This is a genomic window from Aureivirga marina (genome assembly GCF_015767265.1).
Classification (GTDB): domain Bacteria; phylum Bacteroidota; class Bacteroidia; order Flavobacteriales; family Flavobacteriaceae; genus Aureivirga; species Aureivirga marina.
The window spans coordinates 56,937-76,881 of sequence record NZ_JADPIB010000002.1 but is presented as its reverse complement, the minus strand read 5'-3'; the positions used below and the strand labels follow the sequence as shown (position 1 = coordinate 76,881).

General features: G+C 29.0%; 14 protein-coding genes. 6 read left to right on the top strand and 8 right to left on the bottom strand.

Annotated features, from left to right (window positions below; all coding sequences use genetic code 11):
* Window position 1 precedes the first annotated feature (1 nt).
* Window positions 2–886: a hypothetical protein gene (locus tag I1A51_RS04450; protein WP_196891509.1), complete on the top strand. Its 885-nt coding sequence runs from the start codon at window positions 2–4 to the stop codon at window positions 884–886.
* Window positions 887–973: 87 nt separating this feature from the next.
* Here I1A51_RS04450 and I1A51_RS04445 read toward each other — a convergent pair whose 3' ends face one another.
* Complete coding sequence (locus tag I1A51_RS04445) at window positions 974–1,969, bottom strand: WD40 repeat domain-containing protein (protein ID WP_196891507.1); 996 nt, start codon at window positions 1,967–1,969, stop codon at window positions 974–976.
* 456 nt (window positions 1,970–2,425) lie between these two features.
* Here I1A51_RS04445 and I1A51_RS04440 point away from each other — a divergent pair, with 456 nt between their 5' ends.
* The 5 genes from I1A51_RS04440 (at window position 2,426) to I1A51_RS04420 (ending at window position 13,108) form a co-directional block, all read left to right on the top strand.
* Window positions 2,426–3,109, top strand: a complete 684-nt coding sequence (locus I1A51_RS04440; protein WP_196891505.1) for a metal-dependent hydrolase — start codon at window positions 2,426–2,428, stop codon at window positions 3,107–3,109.
* Window positions 3,110–3,726: 617 nt separating this feature from the next.
* Entirely contained in the window at window positions 3,727–8,742 is a 5,016-nt protein-coding gene (locus I1A51_RS04435; RefSeq protein ID WP_196891504.1) for a T9SS type A sorting domain-containing protein, read from the top strand.
* 289 nt (window positions 8,743–9,031) lie between these two features.
* Window positions 9,032–9,685, top strand: coding sequence for a hypothetical protein (locus I1A51_RS04430; protein WP_196891502.1), 654 nt, complete (start codon window positions 9,032–9,034; stop codon window positions 9,683–9,685).
* A 254-nt stretch (window positions 9,686–9,939) separates the two neighbouring features.
* Window positions 9,940–11,304 (top strand): oxygen-independent coproporphyrinogen III oxidase, encoded by a 1,365-nt coding sequence (gene hemN, locus I1A51_RS04425; protein WP_196891501.1) that lies wholly within the window; start codon window positions 9,940–9,942, stop codon window positions 11,302–11,304.
* 487 nt (window positions 11,305–11,791) lie between these two features.
* Window positions 11,792–13,108: a dihydrolipoamide acetyltransferase family protein gene (locus I1A51_RS04420; protein WP_196891499.1), complete on the top strand. Its 1,317-nt coding sequence runs from the start codon at window positions 11,792–11,794 to the stop codon at window positions 13,106–13,108.
* 192 nt (window positions 13,109–13,300) lie between these two features.
* Here I1A51_RS04420 and I1A51_RS04415 read toward each other — a convergent pair whose 3' ends face one another.
* The 7 genes from I1A51_RS04415 to I1A51_RS04385 all read right to left on the bottom strand — a co-directional run bounded on the left by I1A51_RS04415 (window position 13,301) and on the right by I1A51_RS04385 (window position 19,741).
* Entirely contained in the window at window positions 13,301–13,930 is a 630-nt protein-coding gene (locus I1A51_RS04415; RefSeq protein WP_196891498.1) for a WbqC family protein, read from the bottom strand.
* 185 nt (window positions 13,931–14,115) lie between these two features.
* Entirely contained in the window at window positions 14,116–15,660 is a 1,545-nt protein-coding gene (gene lepB / locus I1A51_RS04410) for a signal peptidase I (RefSeq protein WP_196891496.1), read from the bottom strand.
* Between the two features lie 27 nt (window positions 15,661–15,687).
* Complete coding sequence (dapB, locus tag I1A51_RS04405; protein WP_196891495.1) at window positions 15,688–16,389, bottom strand: 4-hydroxy-tetrahydrodipicolinate reductase; 702 nt, start codon at window positions 16,387–16,389, stop codon at window positions 15,688–15,690.
* Between the two features lie 2 nt (window positions 16,390–16,391).
* Window positions 16,392–16,976 carry a DUF5683 domain-containing protein gene (locus I1A51_RS04400; RefSeq protein WP_317192835.1) on the bottom strand — a complete coding sequence of 195 codons (585 nt, stop codon included), beginning with the start codon at window positions 16,974–16,976 and terminating at the stop codon, window positions 16,392–16,394.
* Window positions 16,976–17,872, bottom strand: a complete 897-nt coding sequence (locus I1A51_RS04395; RefSeq protein WP_196891493.1) for a ParB/RepB/Spo0J family partition protein — start codon at window positions 17,870–17,872, stop codon at window positions 16,976–16,978. The genes I1A51_RS04400 and I1A51_RS04395 overlap by 1 nt, the downstream gene beginning before the upstream one ends.
* Window positions 17,872–18,639: a ParA family protein gene (locus I1A51_RS04390; protein ID WP_196891492.1), complete on the bottom strand. Its 768-nt coding sequence runs from the start codon at window positions 18,637–18,639 to the stop codon at window positions 17,872–17,874. Before I1A51_RS04390 ends, I1A51_RS04395 begins: the two co-directional genes overlap by 1 nt.
* Window positions 18,640–18,841: 202 nt before the next feature.
* Window positions 18,842–19,741: a DMT family transporter gene (locus tag I1A51_RS04385; RefSeq protein WP_196891490.1), complete on the bottom strand. Its 900-nt coding sequence runs from the start codon at window positions 19,739–19,741 to the stop codon at window positions 18,842–18,844.
* Window positions 19,742–19,945: the final 204 nt, after the last annotated feature.

The window sequence follows — 19,945 nt, the reverse complement described above, 5'->3', positions numbered from 1 at the left end:
GATGAACTGCAATAAAAAGAAATTTTTAGCTAGTCTTGCAATCGTGATTTTCGCCTTTTTAAGCCAAAATAGTTTTGCACAGCAAAAAGAAGAATCTTCTGCAAAAGGTTTTAATTTTGAAGCAAATGCAGATTATTTTTTTACAGACACAAAATATAGTGATGCATTCACGCCAAATTCAAAAACAAAGCACGGAATGGTAGGTTTGACTTATTATTTTGGAAAAGTAGATAATTCTAAAGGACCATTAGCTTTGGCAACTTTTTTTGATCGAGCATCTGGAATTCATGCTTCTTTTGGATTAGGAAAATTTGAATCTTCTGGAGAAAAATTAGATTTAAATACTATAAATTTTGCAGGAAATTATGTACATAAATCTTCAGGTTGGTTAGCAAATGCTTATTACACTAAAACAAAAGTAAAATCGAATCCTGAAACTACTACAAATACATATGCAATTACTGCTGGAAAATACATTGCCGAAAATTCTACTTTGAATTTAGGGTATAAAAAAGTAGATGCAGATTTTAGAAGTTCAAATACATTTACACTTTCTAATTTTCATGCACAAGATTTAGGAAATGGAAGTTATTTTGATGGTGGAATTGCTATTAGTTTTATTGATTTTGAAGATTTTAAAAATGCATTTGAATTTAATTTAGAAACCACATATTATTTCACAAAAGCTTTTGGTTTAGGACTTGTTGGAACATTTACAACTGGAAGTGAAATCAGTTCTTTTCGTTATGGTGTAAATGCTGAATGGTTTATGCTGGAAAATCTATCTATTAATGCAAATTATAATAGAATAAATTCAGACAACAAAAATGTAATCCCAGATTTTAATAACAACGATTTATCTGCTGGTTTAAAATATAGATTTTAATAATTAAACTTGTTTTTACATTTGAAAAACTAGCTCTTTTGGAGCTAGTTTTTTTTATTATCGTAAAAAATGAAAAAATAAATGCTATTAATTATCTATTGTATAAATAAAACTTGTTCCAACATTTGGAGTTAAAATTACTTGCATATCATCTGTTGAAAATACAGCATTTTTTAAATCCCATTTAAAAGGAATAGTTGTAATAGTTTTATTTTCGGTAGTTAAAATTGTCGGAGGATTCATTGGATTTTTAATGACAAGATGTTGGCATGAAGAAGAAATATCAGCAATGGTTCCATCAAATTCCGATTTTTTTAATTGATTCGTTTTAAAATTATATTCAAATAATTCAAAATATTTTTTTTCATTTGCAGGAATATAACTTTTGATATTATAATTACTATATAATAATACAGTTTCATCATCTATAAATCCACCAATTTCAAATTCACCAGTATATGTATTTACTTTAAATTGGTTATCTGCATTATTACTTTCATCAGATTCATAAATTGGATTTCCGGTTTCTAAATCCCAAATTATAAATTGATTTACAGAGTAATTATAAGAATTCGTAAGGATAAATTTTCCATTTTGTGCTATTTTAATTCTAGCAAAAACTTTTTTTGACTTTTTTGCTTTACCTTTTTTTTCTAAATCTAATTCTTCCAAATTCCATTGGTACCAAAAACCTTTTCCATCTGAAGAAACCAATATTTTTGTAGATTCACAAAAATCCATGTCTTTTACCCAATCATTATGCTTAAAACTAGCAATTTTTTTTAAGTTGGTTAAGTCAAATACGTCTATAGTTTTCTTAGCAAAACATCTAATGTAAATATGATTTAAACTTTTAGAAATAATTATTTTCTTTATGTCTTTACGCTTAATTAAATCTTTTTTTAATCGATATAATTTACATTGTTCTAGGTCTAAAGACCAAAAAGTAGCTAGATTTTCATCATAAATAGCGATGGAATCAGCGTCAAAATTTAGATTTGTGGCATTTAAAGAATCATTTATCACAATGCCGCCTTCTTCAATAGAGCAATTTACCTCTTTTAGAGTATCAATTTTTATCATAAACTTATTATTTAGGTTATATAAATATCCGTAAATATTCTCAATAAATAGTGTGGAAAAGAATTAATTATTAAGAGAAAATAAAAACATAAAACATTGTGTGTAAATAGGAAAACGTTGTTTAAAAATGCAATTACAGCGATAAAAAATACAAAAGCAGTGTGCGGAAATAAGAAAACGTTGTGAAAAAATACAATTGCAGTGATGAAAAATGCAAAAGCAGTTTGCAGAAATAAGAAAGCATTGTGAAAAAATGCAATTGCAGTGAGGAAAAATGCAAAAACAGAGTGTAGAAATAGAAAAACATTGTGTAAAAATGCAACTGTAGATTCTTTAAAATCATTTGTATAAAATATACACTCAAGAAAGTTCTATTTTAAATCAAATCTACTTTTCATGATGTTAAAATATTTCTTAGTTTTAAATCTGACGGTTTAATACAGAAAAACAAAAATTATGAAAGTTACATTTTTAGGACACGCATCCTTATCTATAGAAACAAACGGAAAACATATCATTGTAGATCCATTTATTACTGCAAATGAATTGGCAAAAGATATTGATATAAATACTTTAGAAGCAGATTATATTTTAATCACACATGCGCATCAAGACCATATTTTAGATGTAGAAGCGATTGCAAAAAGAACTGGAGCAAAAGTAGTTTCTAATTATGAAATTGTAAACTATTTTGGAGAAAAAGGAATTGATGGTCATCCATTAAATCATGGAGGTTCTTGGGAATTTGATTTTGGAAAAGTAACTTATACAAATGCAGTGCATACAAGTTCTTTCCCTGATGGAAGTTATGGAGGACAACCAGGAGGTTTTATCATCGCAAATGATGATGCGACAATTTATATTGCTGGAGATACTGCATTAACAATGGATATGAAGTTGATTCCAATGCGTCATGATTTAGATTTAGCTATTTTACCAATTGGAGATAATTTTACAATGGGAGTAGAGGATGCTATTATTGCGGCAGATTTCTTAGAATGTACAAATATTTTAGGGTATCATTATGATACATTTGGTTATATCAAAATTGACCATGATGCAGCAGTTCGAAAGTTTATTGATGCACACCGAGATTTACATTTATTAAAAATCGGAGAAACATTGGAAATAAAAAAATAAAATGCGAATAGAAAGCTACTGAAAAGTAGCTTTTTTTAATTGTTTCTTCTCTTTTTTAAAAAGGAAATAAAGCAATGAATTTTCCTTCTTTTTGTAAAATATCAAATAAAGTTAAAATCCTTTCATTTTTTTATCATTTTCAATTTTTCGTGCTAAGTATTAATTAGTTATTTCTTTCCTTATATTTCTTTATTAATAATAATTAAAACAAATAAATAACTTACTGTTTTTAATGTTTAATTTGTGTTCAAATTATTGATTGTTAATATTTTATTATCAATTAAAATGATAATATTTTTTAGAAAAAAATCGTTTTTAGGCAACTTTTTGATAAAATTCACAATGTTGAAAAAAAAGTGAAAAAATCCATTGTTAAATTTGATACAGGGTGATTTTTTAAAATCACGGAAAAAGTACTGAGGGGTTTCTTGGATTTTTAAAAAATAAGATATATTTTATAGTTAACTGAAAATCTATCAGTTACGGATATTAGCTGTTAAATATATAACTATTTTTTATATTTTACTTAATTATGTTTTTCATAAAAATTTAATATTTCTATTGAAAAATATGTTTTTACCGTTTAAATTCGGTAATGAAATTTAAGTAATATATAAATGAAACGTATTAACCTATTAAAACAAGTATTTCTTTTAAGAAAAAGAATACTATTAATGCTACTCTCGTTTAGCATATTTTTTCCAAGTTTAATTTATGCACAAACCAATTATGCCATAACATGGGATACAGAGGTAAGTTGTATAGATTATAGACAAGATGAAAAAGATTCTGAAGAAGAAATTTTAGATTCAGAATGTATTGGAGTTTGCTCAGGTAGTGAAGTGAACTATTCTATTTTAGCTGATAACTATTCAGGTATTGTTAGTGTAGACTGGTCAGTTACAGGAGGAGATTTAACATCGGCTAGTGGAACATCAGCAACTGTTTCTTGGGGGGGAGATGGTTCTGGTTCTATTAGTGCAGAAATAAAATTATCAAATGGAGAAATAATCACAGAGAATGTTTGTATTTCAATTAAAATTTCTCCAGAAGCATTATTTACAATCAGTCCTTTTCCTGAACCATTAAAAGATTATACGGCTTGTATAAATTCTGATATTTATTTCAAGAATTTATCTTCAACAAACGGAGGTTCAGAATTATATTCGTATAAATGGGATTTTGGAGATGGAGATCCTACAAATGGAATTCCAAATTCTGTTTCATATGCTTATGAACCAGTATTTTCTTATCCAGAGCCAGGAGAATATATAGTTACGTTAGAAGTTACAAATGAGTGTGGATGTAAAGCATATCATAAAGCAACAATTATAGTAATGAAGGATGAAATTCCTATTGATTGTCCAAGTGTTGTTTGTGAAGGAGAAATAGCTACATATACAGTTCCAGATTATATTGCTGATTTATGCGGTGGATATTTAAATTGGAAAGCATTTGGAGGAGATATTGTAAATCAAGATTTCAATATGGTTCAAGTAATTTGGAATAATGTTGATGAAACAGGATTTGGTAATTTAGCATTAGATCTTTCTAGCTGTGATATTGCTTGTGATGCTCATATTTCAGTGAAAGTTCCAGTTATTAAAGTAAAAGGAGATATTGAAGGAAAAGATTTGATATGTCCTAATGAAGACAATGTATATTCATTACCTCAATGGCCAACAACAGAAGTAGAATGGTCAATAATTGGAGCGCCAGGAATGGTGAATATGTTACAAACAGATCAACGTAATGAAATAGTTTTACAATCATATGGTACTCCAGGAACAATTTACTTAAAAGCTAAATATAAAAATACACTTTTAGGATGTGGTGGTGAAGCGATTAAAAAAATTAAAATTGAAGCTCCAGTAACAATAACAGGAGATGATTCTTTTTGTATTGGGCAAACTGGAACTTTTAATATTTTGGGAGGAAGTACAGAAAACTGGATTATTAAAAAACCAGATTATACGACAACTGTGATTTCAAATCAATCATCAATTAATTATACTTTTACACAAGAAGGAACGTATGTAATTGATGTTGCAGGAGATGCTTGTTCTACAAGTCCTTTGCGAGTTAAAGTTAAAGAATCACCAGAGCCGCCAACATCAATTACAGGAGAAGATGAAATTTGCTTAGATGTTCCACATGAATTTTCAATACCATCTAATAGTGAAGCAACAGGAGAGTGGTCAATTACTGGTGGAGTAATAGTAGGTTCAACTTCAGGAGATGAAGTAACGGCAATTTTTGATTCTTCTTACACTGGTGGTAGCTATGAAATACAGTGTAAATATGTATCTATAGAACAACCATATTGTGAATCAGCTGTATTTACAAAAACATTAACTGTAAAAGAAGTTAACGCAAATATTTCAGGAAGTAGTCTTGTATGTCCAAGTACTTATGAAGTTTATAAAGCACAAGATTTATTTGGAAGCATGTTGACAGATGTTGATAGTTTTAATTGGTATGTTGATGATTCTTCGCTTGGAGGAGTTTCTTTGGGTAATGGAACTAATGAGATAACAGTTTTATGGAATCAAATTGGAGCAGTAAATCAAACAGTTGAATTAATTTTAGAAGTAAATAAATGTGGGAAAATATTTGAATTTGAAAAAGAAATAATAATACAAGGAAGTCCAACATTCACTGTTAGTGCACCAAGTTCAACATGTGCTGAAGATATAAATAGCTTTTCTGTATCAGGGTTGTCAAGTTTTGATTCTATAGAATGGGATTTTGATGATGGGTCATTTGCATCAGGTGCTTCTGTTACACATGATTTTGCTAATATTGCTGGTGGAAATATAACAAGAGATGTTGTTGTGACAATTATTAATCCAAATGGCTGTGATGCTGTAATTACAGAAGTACATCCTGTTATTGTAAGTCCAACACCAAATGTTAATATCTCTCCATATAATCATGTGACAGTTAGTGACTGGAGTACATTCACCTATACATTAACAGCTAATATTCAGAGTGGATTTGGAACAACAACTACGATAAAATGGTATAGAGATAATGATACAAATCCAAATAACGGAAATGTTTTAATTGCAACAAATGTTACATCTATAACTTCAGAAATAAATGCAGTAGGAAATTATTATGCAATTATTGAAAACTCTTATGGATGTTCTACACAAACAGATGAGGTGAATATTTCAAATTGTACGTCGCCTGGAGGTGGGTGTACACCTAATCCAAGTACAGTAAATATAACAACTTCTAATACAGGGTGTTTAACAGGAAGCTCTAGTGCAACTTTTACAGGATTAACTCCTGTAAGCACGCAGTGGGTAACTACCGATTCAAAAATGAATATTGTTGGAAGTTCAACTTCTGCAACAGCAAATTATACATTTACAGAACCAGGAATCTATACAACACATATAATAGCTAATTATCCTTCTCCTTATTGTAAAATAGAAGAATTTAAATCCATTTTAATTCCTTATGTAGCAGATTTAAAATATAAAGTAACTTGTAGTACAACACCAGGAATGTATGAAATAGAATTATTAGATGATTCAAGTTATTTTTCTGCGGTAAATTTAACGAATTATACTTTTTCTGAGAGTGGAACAATTCTATCAAGTGGAACGAATAATTCTGTAACTATATTAAGAGGAGCAGGAAGTCACACATTTGATTTATCAATTACAGGAACAGATGGAACAACAATTTTTCCTTCTTGTACTGCTAGCGTAACAATTGATTTAGATCCATATCCAGTTGCAAACTTTTCTTCGGATACTTCAGTTTGTCAAGGAGAACCAATTGCATTTAATGTTTCTTCTTTTAATCCTAATTTTCAATATGCATGGGATTTTAGTGGAAGCGGTGATAATTTTAGTGTAAATGTTCCAGATCCTATTGTTGAATTTGAAAATTTTGGAATGAAGAGTATTACTTTAACTGTTACAAATCCTTTAGGATGTTCTGCTACTTTTACACAAACAATAGATGTAGATGAAAATGGTTTAGATGGAGATTTACATATTATGCCAAATTCTACATGTGAAGGAAATTCTGTAACATTAGCATATATAAATACAGGTACAACAGTTCCTTCAAATTATTATTGGATGTCTGAAGATCAATTGCTAGCAATGACTACTACAAATACATATACAGCAAATCTAAGTTCTGGAAATTATTGGGTTGAGGTTACAGATGATTTTGGGTGTAAAAGAAAAGATATTCCTTCTAAAAACTTAACAATAATAAATAAGCCAGACATTAAAATTAGTGGATCTACAGATGTATGTTCTTATGATTTTGTTTATTTAAATGGTTCTGCTGGTTCAGACCCGGGAATCTTGTATGAATGGTATCGAAATGGTGCTCATTTAACAGCATTTGATGATGAAACTAATTTATCATTTCAAGAAATAAATATAGGAACTTCTCCTTTTACAGTTACTTATACTCTTAAAGCTAAAATTCCAAATGGAACAGGAGGTTATTGTGAGTCTCAAAAAAGTCATATTGTAACTGTAAACCCAAAACCAGCACCAGTTAATTTAAGTTTTAATGTTATTAGCTGTACACCTTATGTTGTTGAAATTTATGCTTCAGGACCAACTACTCCTGGAACATATACTTGGAGTGATGGACAAAGTGGAAGTGCAATTACTGTAACCAGAGGAGGACCATACCAAGTTAGATTTAGAAATAGCTCAGGTTGTGAAGTAACAAACACTATTAAGGTTCCAAAAGATCCTGAAGAGTTTTTCTGGATTTTCCCAAAAGGATGTTACTCATTTTGTAAAGATTATATTTATGGAAACTATCCAGGAGATCCATATTTAATTGGACCAAATACAAGTTTTACAAACTGGAGCTGGATACATGATGGAAATGTTACAATGACAGGTTCAGGGTATATGTCTAATTTACCTTTAGAAGAACCAGGAGAATATGCAATTAAATTAAGTAATGGATATTGTACAAAAGATTATGGTACTATGAATTTAGAAATTGAATCATGTGAATGTAAGCTTGAAGTTGGAAGTAAATTGAAAAATATTGAATTAAATGAGTTTGATGAATGTATATTTATTTATGATTTCTTTATTTCTAATCCAATGCCAGCATTTATGAATGCAACAGTAACTGTTGTTTCTGGAAATGTAACAATAAGTCCTAGTGCATTCGGAATTGCTCCTGGAGGTTCTATAAACCAAAATTTATATATAAATGCAGGTCAATCATTCCCAGGAGGATATGTTGTTCTTTATATTGAAGGAGAAATTCAAGATAAAGACAAAACAATTAAGTGTAGTAGATTACTTAAATTAGAAATGCAAAAATGTACTTGGGGTAGAGAAGTTGCTAATGATGAATTTATATCACTTGATAAAGAAACAAATATAATTTTAGCTCCAAACCCAACTAAAGATTTTGTAAATATTAAATTCAATTTTGCTGAAGGAAATAATTCTCAAAAAGAATTTGAAATTTATGATATGAGAGGAAATAAAGTGAAGAGAGAAGTTGTTAAAGAAAATGATGGTGTGATAGAATGGAATATGAATTCTTATGCTTCAGGATTGTATTTTGTGATTGTAAAAGAAAATGGTAAAGTTTTATTTAAAGAAAAATTACATAAAGAATAAGCGAACTATTTTTATATATTAAGGAAAACACCAATCAATTTGATTGGTGTTTTTTTGTTTAAATTTTTAGATTTAATTCTCTTCAAATATTTTAGAGTTTTCAAGTTTTTTTATTCTTAAAATGAATAAAAATAGTAGAAACTTTAAAACAACTTTAAGCCATTGTTAAAGTTTCTGTTAATTTAAAAATATTAAGCTTTTATAAAGTTTTGAAAAGCAATTTGTTGTGTAACTTTGTAGGGTTGTTTTTTAATTTTTTTGTCCAATTTTTTAAACCCCAATTCATTTTATGAAAGAAAAAACATTGGCAGAATTAGCGAATGAGAATTTTAGTTCTGCATGGATTTTAAAAAAACATAACATTAATTTTTTTGATGAATCCAAAAGCACTGTGGAGGATGTTTGTAAAAACACCAAAATTGATGGGAATAATTTGCTAATCGATTTGTCGCAAGCAAATATAGAATTCAATAATGAAGAAATTGATTTAGATTTTTTAATCGATTATATGGAAAAATCTAGAAACAAATATCTGAATAATTCCTTATCTAATTTGCGTTATATTTTCTCAAGTAATATGGCAAATGATGCAGAGTTTTATAAAGATTTTATCGAAGTTTTTGAACTTTTAACAGCTCTTGAAGCGAATTTTAAACTACACTTACACAAAGAAAAATATTTCCTTTTCCCAAATGCCCGAAAAGAAACTATTTTGGAAGAAACTTCTCCTGAACAGGATCTTCAAAAGATTTTTGTTTTATTTAAAGAAGAACAAAATTTTATCAAAGCAATTTTAAATAGAATCGAAGAATTGGTCGAAATGAATGCTCTTAAAGAGAAATATCAAAGTACACTTAAAATTCTAAATTGTTTTGTCAAGAATTTCAAAGAATATTTACAACTCGAAAACAAAGTGCTTTTCCCAAAAATGGAATTACTTTAGTCGTAGTATTTTTTTTAATCAAGAAGCGAGTTTGTTTTGTTTTTTAAGCAAAGTAAACTCGTTTTTTTAGTTTAAAGACTTTTTTATTTAAAGTGAATCTAATTAAGCTTACGAAAAACCATTCTTCTTGAAATATGATTTTAATCATGATTTTACAGGTTTTAATTTGTGTAAATTTGCATTAGAAAAGTGAATTTAATTTTGGATGTTTTTAATTAAAAATATTCAAAATATCGAAGTAGAAAAAAGTGATGATGAACTCAAAATTAATTCAAAAGTATAACATTCCAGGACCTCGATATACGAGTTATCCAACTGTTCCTTTTTGGGATAAAGAAGGAATTGCCTTGGAGGATTGGAAAAAAACAGTTAAAAAATCTTTCCAAGAAAGTAATGATACAGAAGGAATTTCCCTTTACATTCATTTACCATTTTGTGAAAGTTTATGTACGTTTTGTGCTTGTCATAAGCGAATTACAAAAAGACATGAAGTAGAAGAACCATATATTGATACGGTTTTAAAAGAGTGGAATCTGTATTGTGATTTGTTTGAAGAAAGACCAAAAATCCGTGAAATTCACCTTGGAGGAGGAACACCAACTTTCTTTTCTATGGAAAATTTGAAAAAATTAATTGATGGAATTTTTGAAAGAGCAGAAAGAACGGAAACTTTTGATTATAGTTTTGAAGGACATCCAAATCACACTTCAAAAGAACAACTTCAAGGGTTATTCGATTTAGGGTTTAAAAGAAATAGTTTTGGAATTCAAGATTATGATCCAAAAGTACAAAAAGCAATTCATCGAATTCAAACTTTTGAAGAGGTGAAAAAAATCACGGATTGGTCAAGAGAAATTGGTTATGAATCTGTAAGTCATGATTTGATTTTTGGTTTACCTTTTCAAACGGAAGAAAGTATTCGTGAGACAATTAAAAAGACAATTGAATTAAAACCAGATAGAATTGCTTACTATAGTTATGCACATGTTCCTTGGGTAAAAGGTGTTGGACAAAGAGGTTTTGATGAAAATGATTTGCCTAAAGATTCTGAAAAAAGACATTTGTATGAGTTAGGAAAGCAATTATTTTTTGATAATGGATATGAAGAAATAGGAATGGATCATTTTGCTTTACCAACGGATTCTATGTATAAAGCGATGGAAAATCACAAATTACATAGAAATTTTATGGGATATACAGCAGGAAAAACACAATTGATGATTGGACTAGGAGTTTCATCAATTGCGGATTCTTGGTATAGTTTTGCGCAAAATGAAAAGAAAGTAGAAGATTATCAAAGAATTGTAAATGAAGGCAAATTCCCTGTGTATAGAGGACATTTATTGACAGAAAAAGATTTGATTGTAAGAAAACATATCTTGAATATCATGTGTAATTTGGAAACTTCTTGGGAAGATGAGAAATTACAATTTGAGGAACTTCCAATGTGTTTGGATTTATTACAAGAAATGAAAGAAGATGGACTTTTAGAAATTCATGAAAATGGTTTAAAAGTTCACGAAGAAGGAAGAATGTTTATCCGAAATATCTGTATGGCTTTCGATTTAAGATTAATCGAAAATAAACCAGAAACTAGAATTTTTTCGATGACTATATAAATTTTTTTGAGAGTATTTTTGAACAAGAGTAAACCTGTATAAATTCATTTTGTACAGGTTTATTTGTATTTGTTTTGGAATGATTTGTTTTATTTTAAATATAAATGTTAAAATAATTACGTCTCGAATTAAAATGTCAAAAAATACAATATGAATAAAAAATAGTTTATAATATTGACTTTTTGAAATCAAAAAAACAGTAAAATTGGTTTATTTTATAAATTCAATAAAAAAAGTATGCTAACTGTTAAAGTGATTGCGAATATTTTAAAATAAAAAACAGGATTTATTAAATGTTTAATTTATTATTTTTTAAAATATATTATAATAATAATTTGTTGTTTATTTTTGAATAATAATTAATAAAAAACGATTTTTGTTTCATAATATTTAATTATAATTCTTTTTAAAGAATAGTTTTAACAAGACCTTATTTAAAAAATCATATCTTTTTCATTAAATTCGCAGCAGAAAACAACTTATAATTATGGCTAGATTTGAACTTAAATTGCCTAAAATGGGCGAAAGTGTTGCAGAAGCAACAATTACATCTTGGTTAAAAGAAGTAGGAGATACTATTGAATTAGATGAAGCAATTGTAGAAATTGCAACAGATAAAGTTGATTCGGAAGTGCCTAGTGAAGTTGAAGGAGTATTAGTTGAAAGACTATTTGAAGCAGATGATGTAGTTGCTGTAGGTCAAACAATCGCTATCATTGAGACAGAAGGTGGTGAAGCTACAACAACAGAAACAAAAGAAGAAGCTCCAGCTGCTGTTGCTGAAGTGGAAAAAACAATTGAGAAAGCTGTTGAAACAAAAACTACAATTGACAAAACATCAGCTTCAGGAAAATTCTTTTCTCCATTAGTAAGAAATATCGCTTCTGAGGAAGGTGTTTCAATGGATGAATTAGAAGCAATTGTTGGAACTGGAAAAGACCAAAGAGTTACAAAAAACGATATTTTAGCATATATTAAAAACAGAAATAACGCACCAAAAGCAGAAGCTCCTAAGCCTGCTGCAAAACCAGCTGTTGCAACTGCACCAAAAGCAGAAGCATCAAAACCAGCTGCAACACCAATTTCTGTAAATGGAAATGACGAAATCATTGAAATGTCTCGTATGGGGAAAATGATTTCTCACCATATGACTGCTTCAGTGCAAACTTCTGCACACGTTCAGTCATTTATCGAAGTAGATGTTACAAATATCGTAAACTGGAGAAATAAAGTGAAAAATCAATTCTTCGCAAGAGAAGGAGAAAAAATTACTTTCACTCCAATTTTTATGGAAGCTGTAGCAAAAGCAATCAAAGAATTCCCATTAATTAATATTTCTGTAGATGGTGATAAAATTATCAAAAGAGGAAATATCAATTTAGGAATGGCTGCTGCTTTACCTGATGGAAACTTAATTGTTCCTGTAATCAAAAATGCGGATCGTTTAAATTTAGTTGGAATGACTAAAACTGTAAATGATTTAGCAGTAAGAGCAAGAAAAGGAGCTTTAAAACCAGATGATATTCAAGGAGGAACTTATACAGTAACAAACGTTGGAAGTTTTGGTTCTGTATTTGGAACACCAATTATCAACCAACCACAAGTTGCAATTTTAGCATTAGGAGCAATTCGTAAAGTTCCTGCTGTAATTGAAACTCCAGAAGGTGATTTCATCGGAATCCGTCATAAAATGTTCATTTCTCACTCTTATGACCACAGAGTTGTAAACGGAGCTTTAGGAGGAATGTTTATCAAGAGAATTAAGGAAATTTTAGAATCTTGGGATGTAAATGCTGAGTTCTAATAATTTCAAAATATATTAGTGTAAAAAAAGCGATTCTTCAATTGGAATCGCTTTTTTTTATGTTTTGAAATGGCTTAGGGATTGCAGCGACATCCTTTTGCTGCTTGCAGATTTGCAGCAAAAGATATAGCGGAAAGCCCGACCTTTTTCCTAAGTTTTTGTCGAAGGAAAAAAGGGAAGCTCCAAATAAAATTATTTAGTGATATTCATTTTTTCCAAGAAAGAAATAGAATTTGGTCCTTCCATAAAAAGTAAATCTAGAATACTAAGATTTGGAATAAAACCATGTTTATCGTCAAAAACTTGAACATATGAATCGAATTTAAAATTCGGTGTTTTTTTAGCATTTACTAAATTTCTAAAATCTATGATATCAGAATCTTCATAAGAAAGAAAGAATTCTGAAGATTTTTCTGTTGGAATTTCGATTTGTAAAGCATCTTGTACGAATGCATTTGTTTCCAAGTTCAAATCCATTAAAAATTCATGTTCTTTTTCTAAAATTGCTAATAAATCATCCTCATAATATTCAAAAAAAGGTGAAGTTCTATAAGCAATTTGTAAGGATTTTACATGTTGTTTATTCCAATGAAAAGAATTATCGATTTTGATATCTTTTGTCAATTTTTTACCATCTGTTTTGGTATGTTTTATAGGAATATTAAGATTTAATTTTCCATTTGCACCATAAATGTAGCATCTGTTTCTGTAAGTTTGTTTTTGGTAATTATCGAAATTTTCAAAAATCACTTTCTCAGATTGTGCAATAACAGCATATTCTGCAATAGAACCAAAATAGGAAGGGTGTAAAATCGTTTTCATTCTTTCTTGTTTATGATGTTGTTTTTCGGTTTGAAGAACAAATTATTTTTAAATCGAAGCGCAAAAATACGAATTATTGTAGATTTTCGAAGTAGAAAAATATTAGAATTAATTTCAAAATATTAGAAACTAAAAAAGCTACTTTATACAAAGTAGCTTTTTTTATTGTTATCTAATTATTTTTTTTATTGATTGGCTTTTTTCTTTTTCAAATACTTTCTAACTGCAATATAAACCAATAAAGCACTTAAGAAATAGTAGAAATAAGAAACTGGTTTTCCTTCACCATGAACTGTTGTAAACATTCTTTCCCAACGAATTTTGTTAATTCCTTTTCCGTTAGCATCCCAGCTCATCCATACAAAAACAGGTTTTCCAACAATGTGATCAAAAGGAACATATCCCCAAGCACGAGCATCAAGAGAATTGTCTCTATTATCTCCCATCATCCAGAAATAGTTTTGTTTAAAAGTATAAGAATCTACTTCTTCTCCATTAATAAAGATTTTATCTGCTTCTACAACTAATTCATTGTTTTCGTATAGCTCAATTATTTCTTTATAAAGTGGTAAAACACGAGTATCTAATTTTACAGTTTTTCCTGCTTCTGGAATATAAATTGGACCTAAATTATCATTATTAAATGGAAAGTCAGGACTGTGAGGAAAGATATTTTTATCATATTTTCCTTCAGGTTGAACTTGTCTTGTAATGCTTTTTACACCAGGACTATTTTTTAGTCTAGCAGCATCAGCTAATGTTAAGTTTAATAATAATTTTGTATTAGATAGTCTTCTTCCTTCTCTAACATTTTGAAGAATGTCATTTGGAATATTTCCATTTGGATTTAATTCTACATTATAGAAAAATTGAATTTTCGCTCTACTTGGAAGTTTGTTTTTCTTTCCATTAATATAAACAAACCCACCTTTTACTTCTAAAGAATCACCTGGAAGACCAACACAACGCTTTACATAGTTTGTTTTTTTATCAATTGGTTTATACGTAAATTCACCAGAATTATCTCCCCACATTGTTTTTAAAGTATCTGTAGGCCAGTTAAAAACAACGATATCATTTCTTTCAATATCTTCAATTCCTGGAAGTCTGAAATATGGAAGTTGTGGCTTTTTTAAATATGAAGCCGATTTTACAATTGGTAAAGAGTCATGAACCATTGGAGCAGCAACTGTTGTGATAGGTGTTCTAGCTCCATAATGAACTTTACTTACAAAAAGAAAGTCTCCAATTAAAAGCGTTTTTTCTAAAGAAGAAGTTGGAATTGTAAAAGGTTGAATAAAATATGTGTGTACCATTGTTGCTGCGATAATTGCAAACAAAATAGAACTAATCCATTCACCAACTTCTGTTCCTGGTTTTAAACTTCTGTCTTCAATATATTTTACATCTAGAGCATAGTTTACATAATAAATATAAAGTCCAAGAGTAACAATTACTAAAACAGTATCTAAAGTTGAGTTTTTTCCAAAACTTCGGATAGTTTCTACCCAAATTACAGGGAACATTAATAAATTAACAATAGGAACAAAAAGTAAAAATGTCCACCACCAAGGTCTGTTTATAATTTTCATTAAAACAATTGCATTGTATATTGGAACTAATGCTTCCCAAGGTTTTCTACCTGCTTTTTTATATAATTTCCATGTTCCTAAAAAATGTATTACTTGAACAAGTAACATAAATAGAAACCACATTTGTACTAAACTCATATTTATTTTCTTTTATTCGTGTATTTTTTAAATTCCTAAAACGTCTTTCATGGTGTAAACACCTTTTTTATCCACAAGCCATTCTGCTGCAATAACTGCTCCAAGAGCAAAACCTTCACGAGAATGTGCTGTATGTTTTATTTCAATTGTATCTACATCAGATACATAAGAGATTGCGTGTGTTCCTGGAACATTTGGGATCCTTTTTGCATAAATTGGAATTGTATCATTTGTAGATTGATTGTTTAATTCCCAAGTTGTTTTTTCTGTATGCTTTAAAATTCCTTCTGCCAGAGAAATTGCTGTTCCACTAGGAGCATCTAATTTTTTCATGTGATGAATTTCTTCCATAGAAACATGATATTGCGAAAGTGTTTTCATCATTTTTGCTAAATGTTCATTTAATTCAAAAAAGATATTTACACCTAAACTAAAATTAGAACCATAAATAAAAGCTCCATTTTTTGCTTCACACAATTCTATAATTTCATCGTATCTTTCTAACCAACCAGTAGTTCCAGAAATCACAGGAATTCCTGCATTTATCGCCATTGAAATATTATCAAAAGCAGCTGAAGGAATACTAAAATCTATTGCAATATCCGCAATTGATAAATCTGCATTTTCCGAATTTCTACCTATTTTTAAAACAATGTCATGACCTCTTTCTAAAGCTATTCTTTCAATAACTTTTCCCATACGACCATAACCTAGTAATGCAATCTTCATTGTTAAAATTTTAAATTTATTGTTGCGCCTACAACTGGCTTGTAGTTGAACTGATCAAATTGAACATTTGGTTTTACACTTAAATTTCTACTTGTATCAAATTGTAGTAAATGCGCATTGATACTAGCTTCTACGATTTGAAGTAAATAAATCCCAATCGTAGATAAAAGTGCTAAATCTCTATTCTTTTTGAACGTTTTTTGTCCTTGCTCTAAAGTTTCCAAACTCAAAAGTGCGTTACCGTTTGCGTCTGTAAACTCATCTCTTTTTCCTGCGATTCTCAATTTATAAGCTTCGCGATATCTTTTATAAGAATCATTATTATCAGCATAAAGATAAATTGTTGTTCCAAGTGCAGCATAAACAATCGGAACTTTCCAATATTTTTTGTTGTAAGCTTGTCCTAAACCTGGAAGAATTGCAGAATAGAAAGCAGCCTTTGCTGGTGCTAATGGTCTGTAAGTATATGATTCTACTTCTAAATTTCCTTTTACTTTAATGTCGTCATTATTCTTTTTTTGTGCATAAGAATTAATAGTGATTCCTAAAAACACAAAGAAAAGAAAGTACAATTTACCTAATTTCACTACTTTAATAAATTTTTAATTCTATTAAAGTCCGCTTCAGATTCGAAGGGAACAATAATTTTACCTTTGTCTTTACCAGTCAACCTAACATTAATTTTGTTTCCAAAATATTTGTTAAAACTGTCAACGTTATCTCGCACAAATTTAGGTAATTCCTCGCTTTCTTTCTTACTTTTTACAGAAGTATTCCCTTCTTTTAGGTTTTTAACAAGATTTTCTGTTTGTCTAACAGATAATTTGTCTTTAATAATTTTTTCATAGATTTTTAATTGAAGATCGATATCATCCACATTTACAAGCGCTCGCCCATGTCCCATAGATAAAAATCCGTCACGCATTCCTGTCTGAATAATCGGATCAAGCTTCAATAATCGAAGGTAATTCGTAACTGTAGAACGTTTTTTTCCTACACGTTTACTCATTTCTTCTTGTGTTAATTCAATTTCATCAATTAATCTTTGATAAGTTAAAGCAATTTCAATCGGATCTAAATCCTTACGTTGAATATTTTCAACCAATGCCATTTCAAGCATTTCTTGATCGTTTGCAATTCTCACATATGCAGGAATTGTAACTAATCCAACAAGTTTTGAAGCTCTAAATCTTCTTTCTCCTGAAACTAATTGAAATTTATTTCCTTCTAATTTTCTTACAGTGATTGGCTGAATTACACCTAATTCTCTGATAGAACTTGCAAGTTCTTTTAGTTCTTCTTCGTTAAAATAAGTTCTTGGCTGAAATGGGTTAACTTCAATCGCATCTAAATCAATATCAATAATATTTCCAACAACTTTTTCAGCATTTTGATCTTTTGCAGATTTAATATCTGCCGCAGGATCTTTTAATAATGCTGATAATCCTCTTCCTAATGCTTGTTTTCTAGTTGCTTTTGCCATTAGTTCTCATTCTTTTTTAAAATTTCGTGGGCTAAATTTAAGTAATTTATTGCTCCTTTGCTAGTTGCATCATAAGCAATAATACTTTCACCAAAACTTGGTGCTTCTCCTAAACGAATATTTCTTTGAATTATCGTATCAAAAACCATCGTACTAAAATGTGTTCGAACTTCATCAACAACCTGATTTGAAAGTCGTAATCTCGAATCATACATTGTTAAAAGTAACCCTTCAATATCTAATTTTTTATTATGGATTTTTTGGACACTTTTTATCGTGTTTAATAATTTTCCTAAACCTTCTAAAGCGAAATATTCACATTGAATTGGAATAATTACAGATTCTGCCGAAACTAGAGCATTTAAGGTAATTAAACCCAAAGAAGGTGCACAATCAATTAAAATATAATCGTATTCTTTTTTGATTTTTGCTAATGCATTTTTAAGCATATATTCACGTTGTGGTTTGTCAATCAATTCGATTTCTATACCAACTAAATCTATATGTGCAGGAATTATATCAACGTTTGGAGAAGTAGTTTCTGTAATAATTTCAGAAGCAAGTAATGAATTTTCAAGCAGTTCATAAGTTCCGCTTTCCACTTCATCAACAGCGACTCCTAATCCAGACGAAGCATTTGCTTGTGGATCAGCGTCGATTAATAATACTTTCTTCTCTAAAACTCCTAAAGCTGCTGCCAAATTCACGGAAGTTGTTGTTTTTCCAACTCCACCTTTTTGATTGGCGATAGCAATAATTTTTCCCATTTAATAAGTTTCATTTATAGTAAAAGTAAAAATACAATTATTTGTTAGTTATAAAAATAATAGATGTTAACAAAACAACAACAGTTGTTTTAATTTACTAAAAATAAAAATGTTAGCATAATCTATTGTTAATTTATTTTTTAATCAAACAATGAAAGAAAACATTGCTAAATAGAATGTAGAATGAAAAAAGAATGAGAATTTAATCGTTTTGAACTTTTTTTAAAGCAAATTTTTTAAATTTAATATTTGTAATAATTAACCCAGAAATAATTAATAATCCACTAACTAAATGATATTCATGAAGTTTTTCATGAAAGAAGAATTCTCCAAAAATTGCAGCAGAAATAGGAATAAAATTCATAAAAACAGCTCCTTGATTTGCACCTTTAATTTTAATTCCTTGATTCCATAAAAAATAAGCAACCGCAGTTCCTAAAATTCCGATTCCAACACTTGAAATCCAAAAACTCTGTGAGTGAACTTCTAAGTTTGCAATTCCAAATAATGGTAAAATTACTGCATAACAAATCAAACACATAATTGCAGTTAATAAAGTAAATGTTCTATTGGAAATATCAACCGAATATTTTTTTACCCAAATGTGATGAAAAGCAAAAAAGCAACTTCCAAGAAGAATATAAAAATCAGACATACTAATTTCCATATTTTCAATGTTTAAAAATTTTCCTTTTAGAATTAAATAAAAAACACCAATAAAAGATAAAACCACACCGATGATTTGTTTTGGAAATAATTTAGATTTATAAATTAAAAAAGAAAAAAGAAGCGTAAAAGTTGGGTTTAAACTCAAAATTAAAGCAGCCGTAATTGCAGAACCTTCTACTAAACTTAAAAAATAGAAAAAATTAAATCCGAACAAACCAATTACTCCAACAAGGAAAGTTCCCATCATGTTCTGTCGAATTTCTTTTAATGTTGGAAAACTTCTGATACACAGGATTGCAAGAGCAATTACACCAAAAATATATCTCCAAAAACCAGCTTCTACAAAATTTACCTCTTTCAGCATGATTTTTGCAAAGAAAAAGTTCAATCCCCAAAATGTTGCAGCTGCAATAAAATATAAGTAAGATTTCATCCTTTGATATAATTTGGTTAAGCTACTTTAAGTTACACTTTTATGAGAGTAAAATCAAGTTTATAACAAAGAATATATTTTTTTAGGAAAGTCCTTTAAAAAAAGAAAAAAGAACTGAAAAAATACCTTAATTTTTTATATAAAATTTTAAAAAAGATTCGTATTTGAAATTAACAAAAAAACGTATGAAAATCATGATAATAA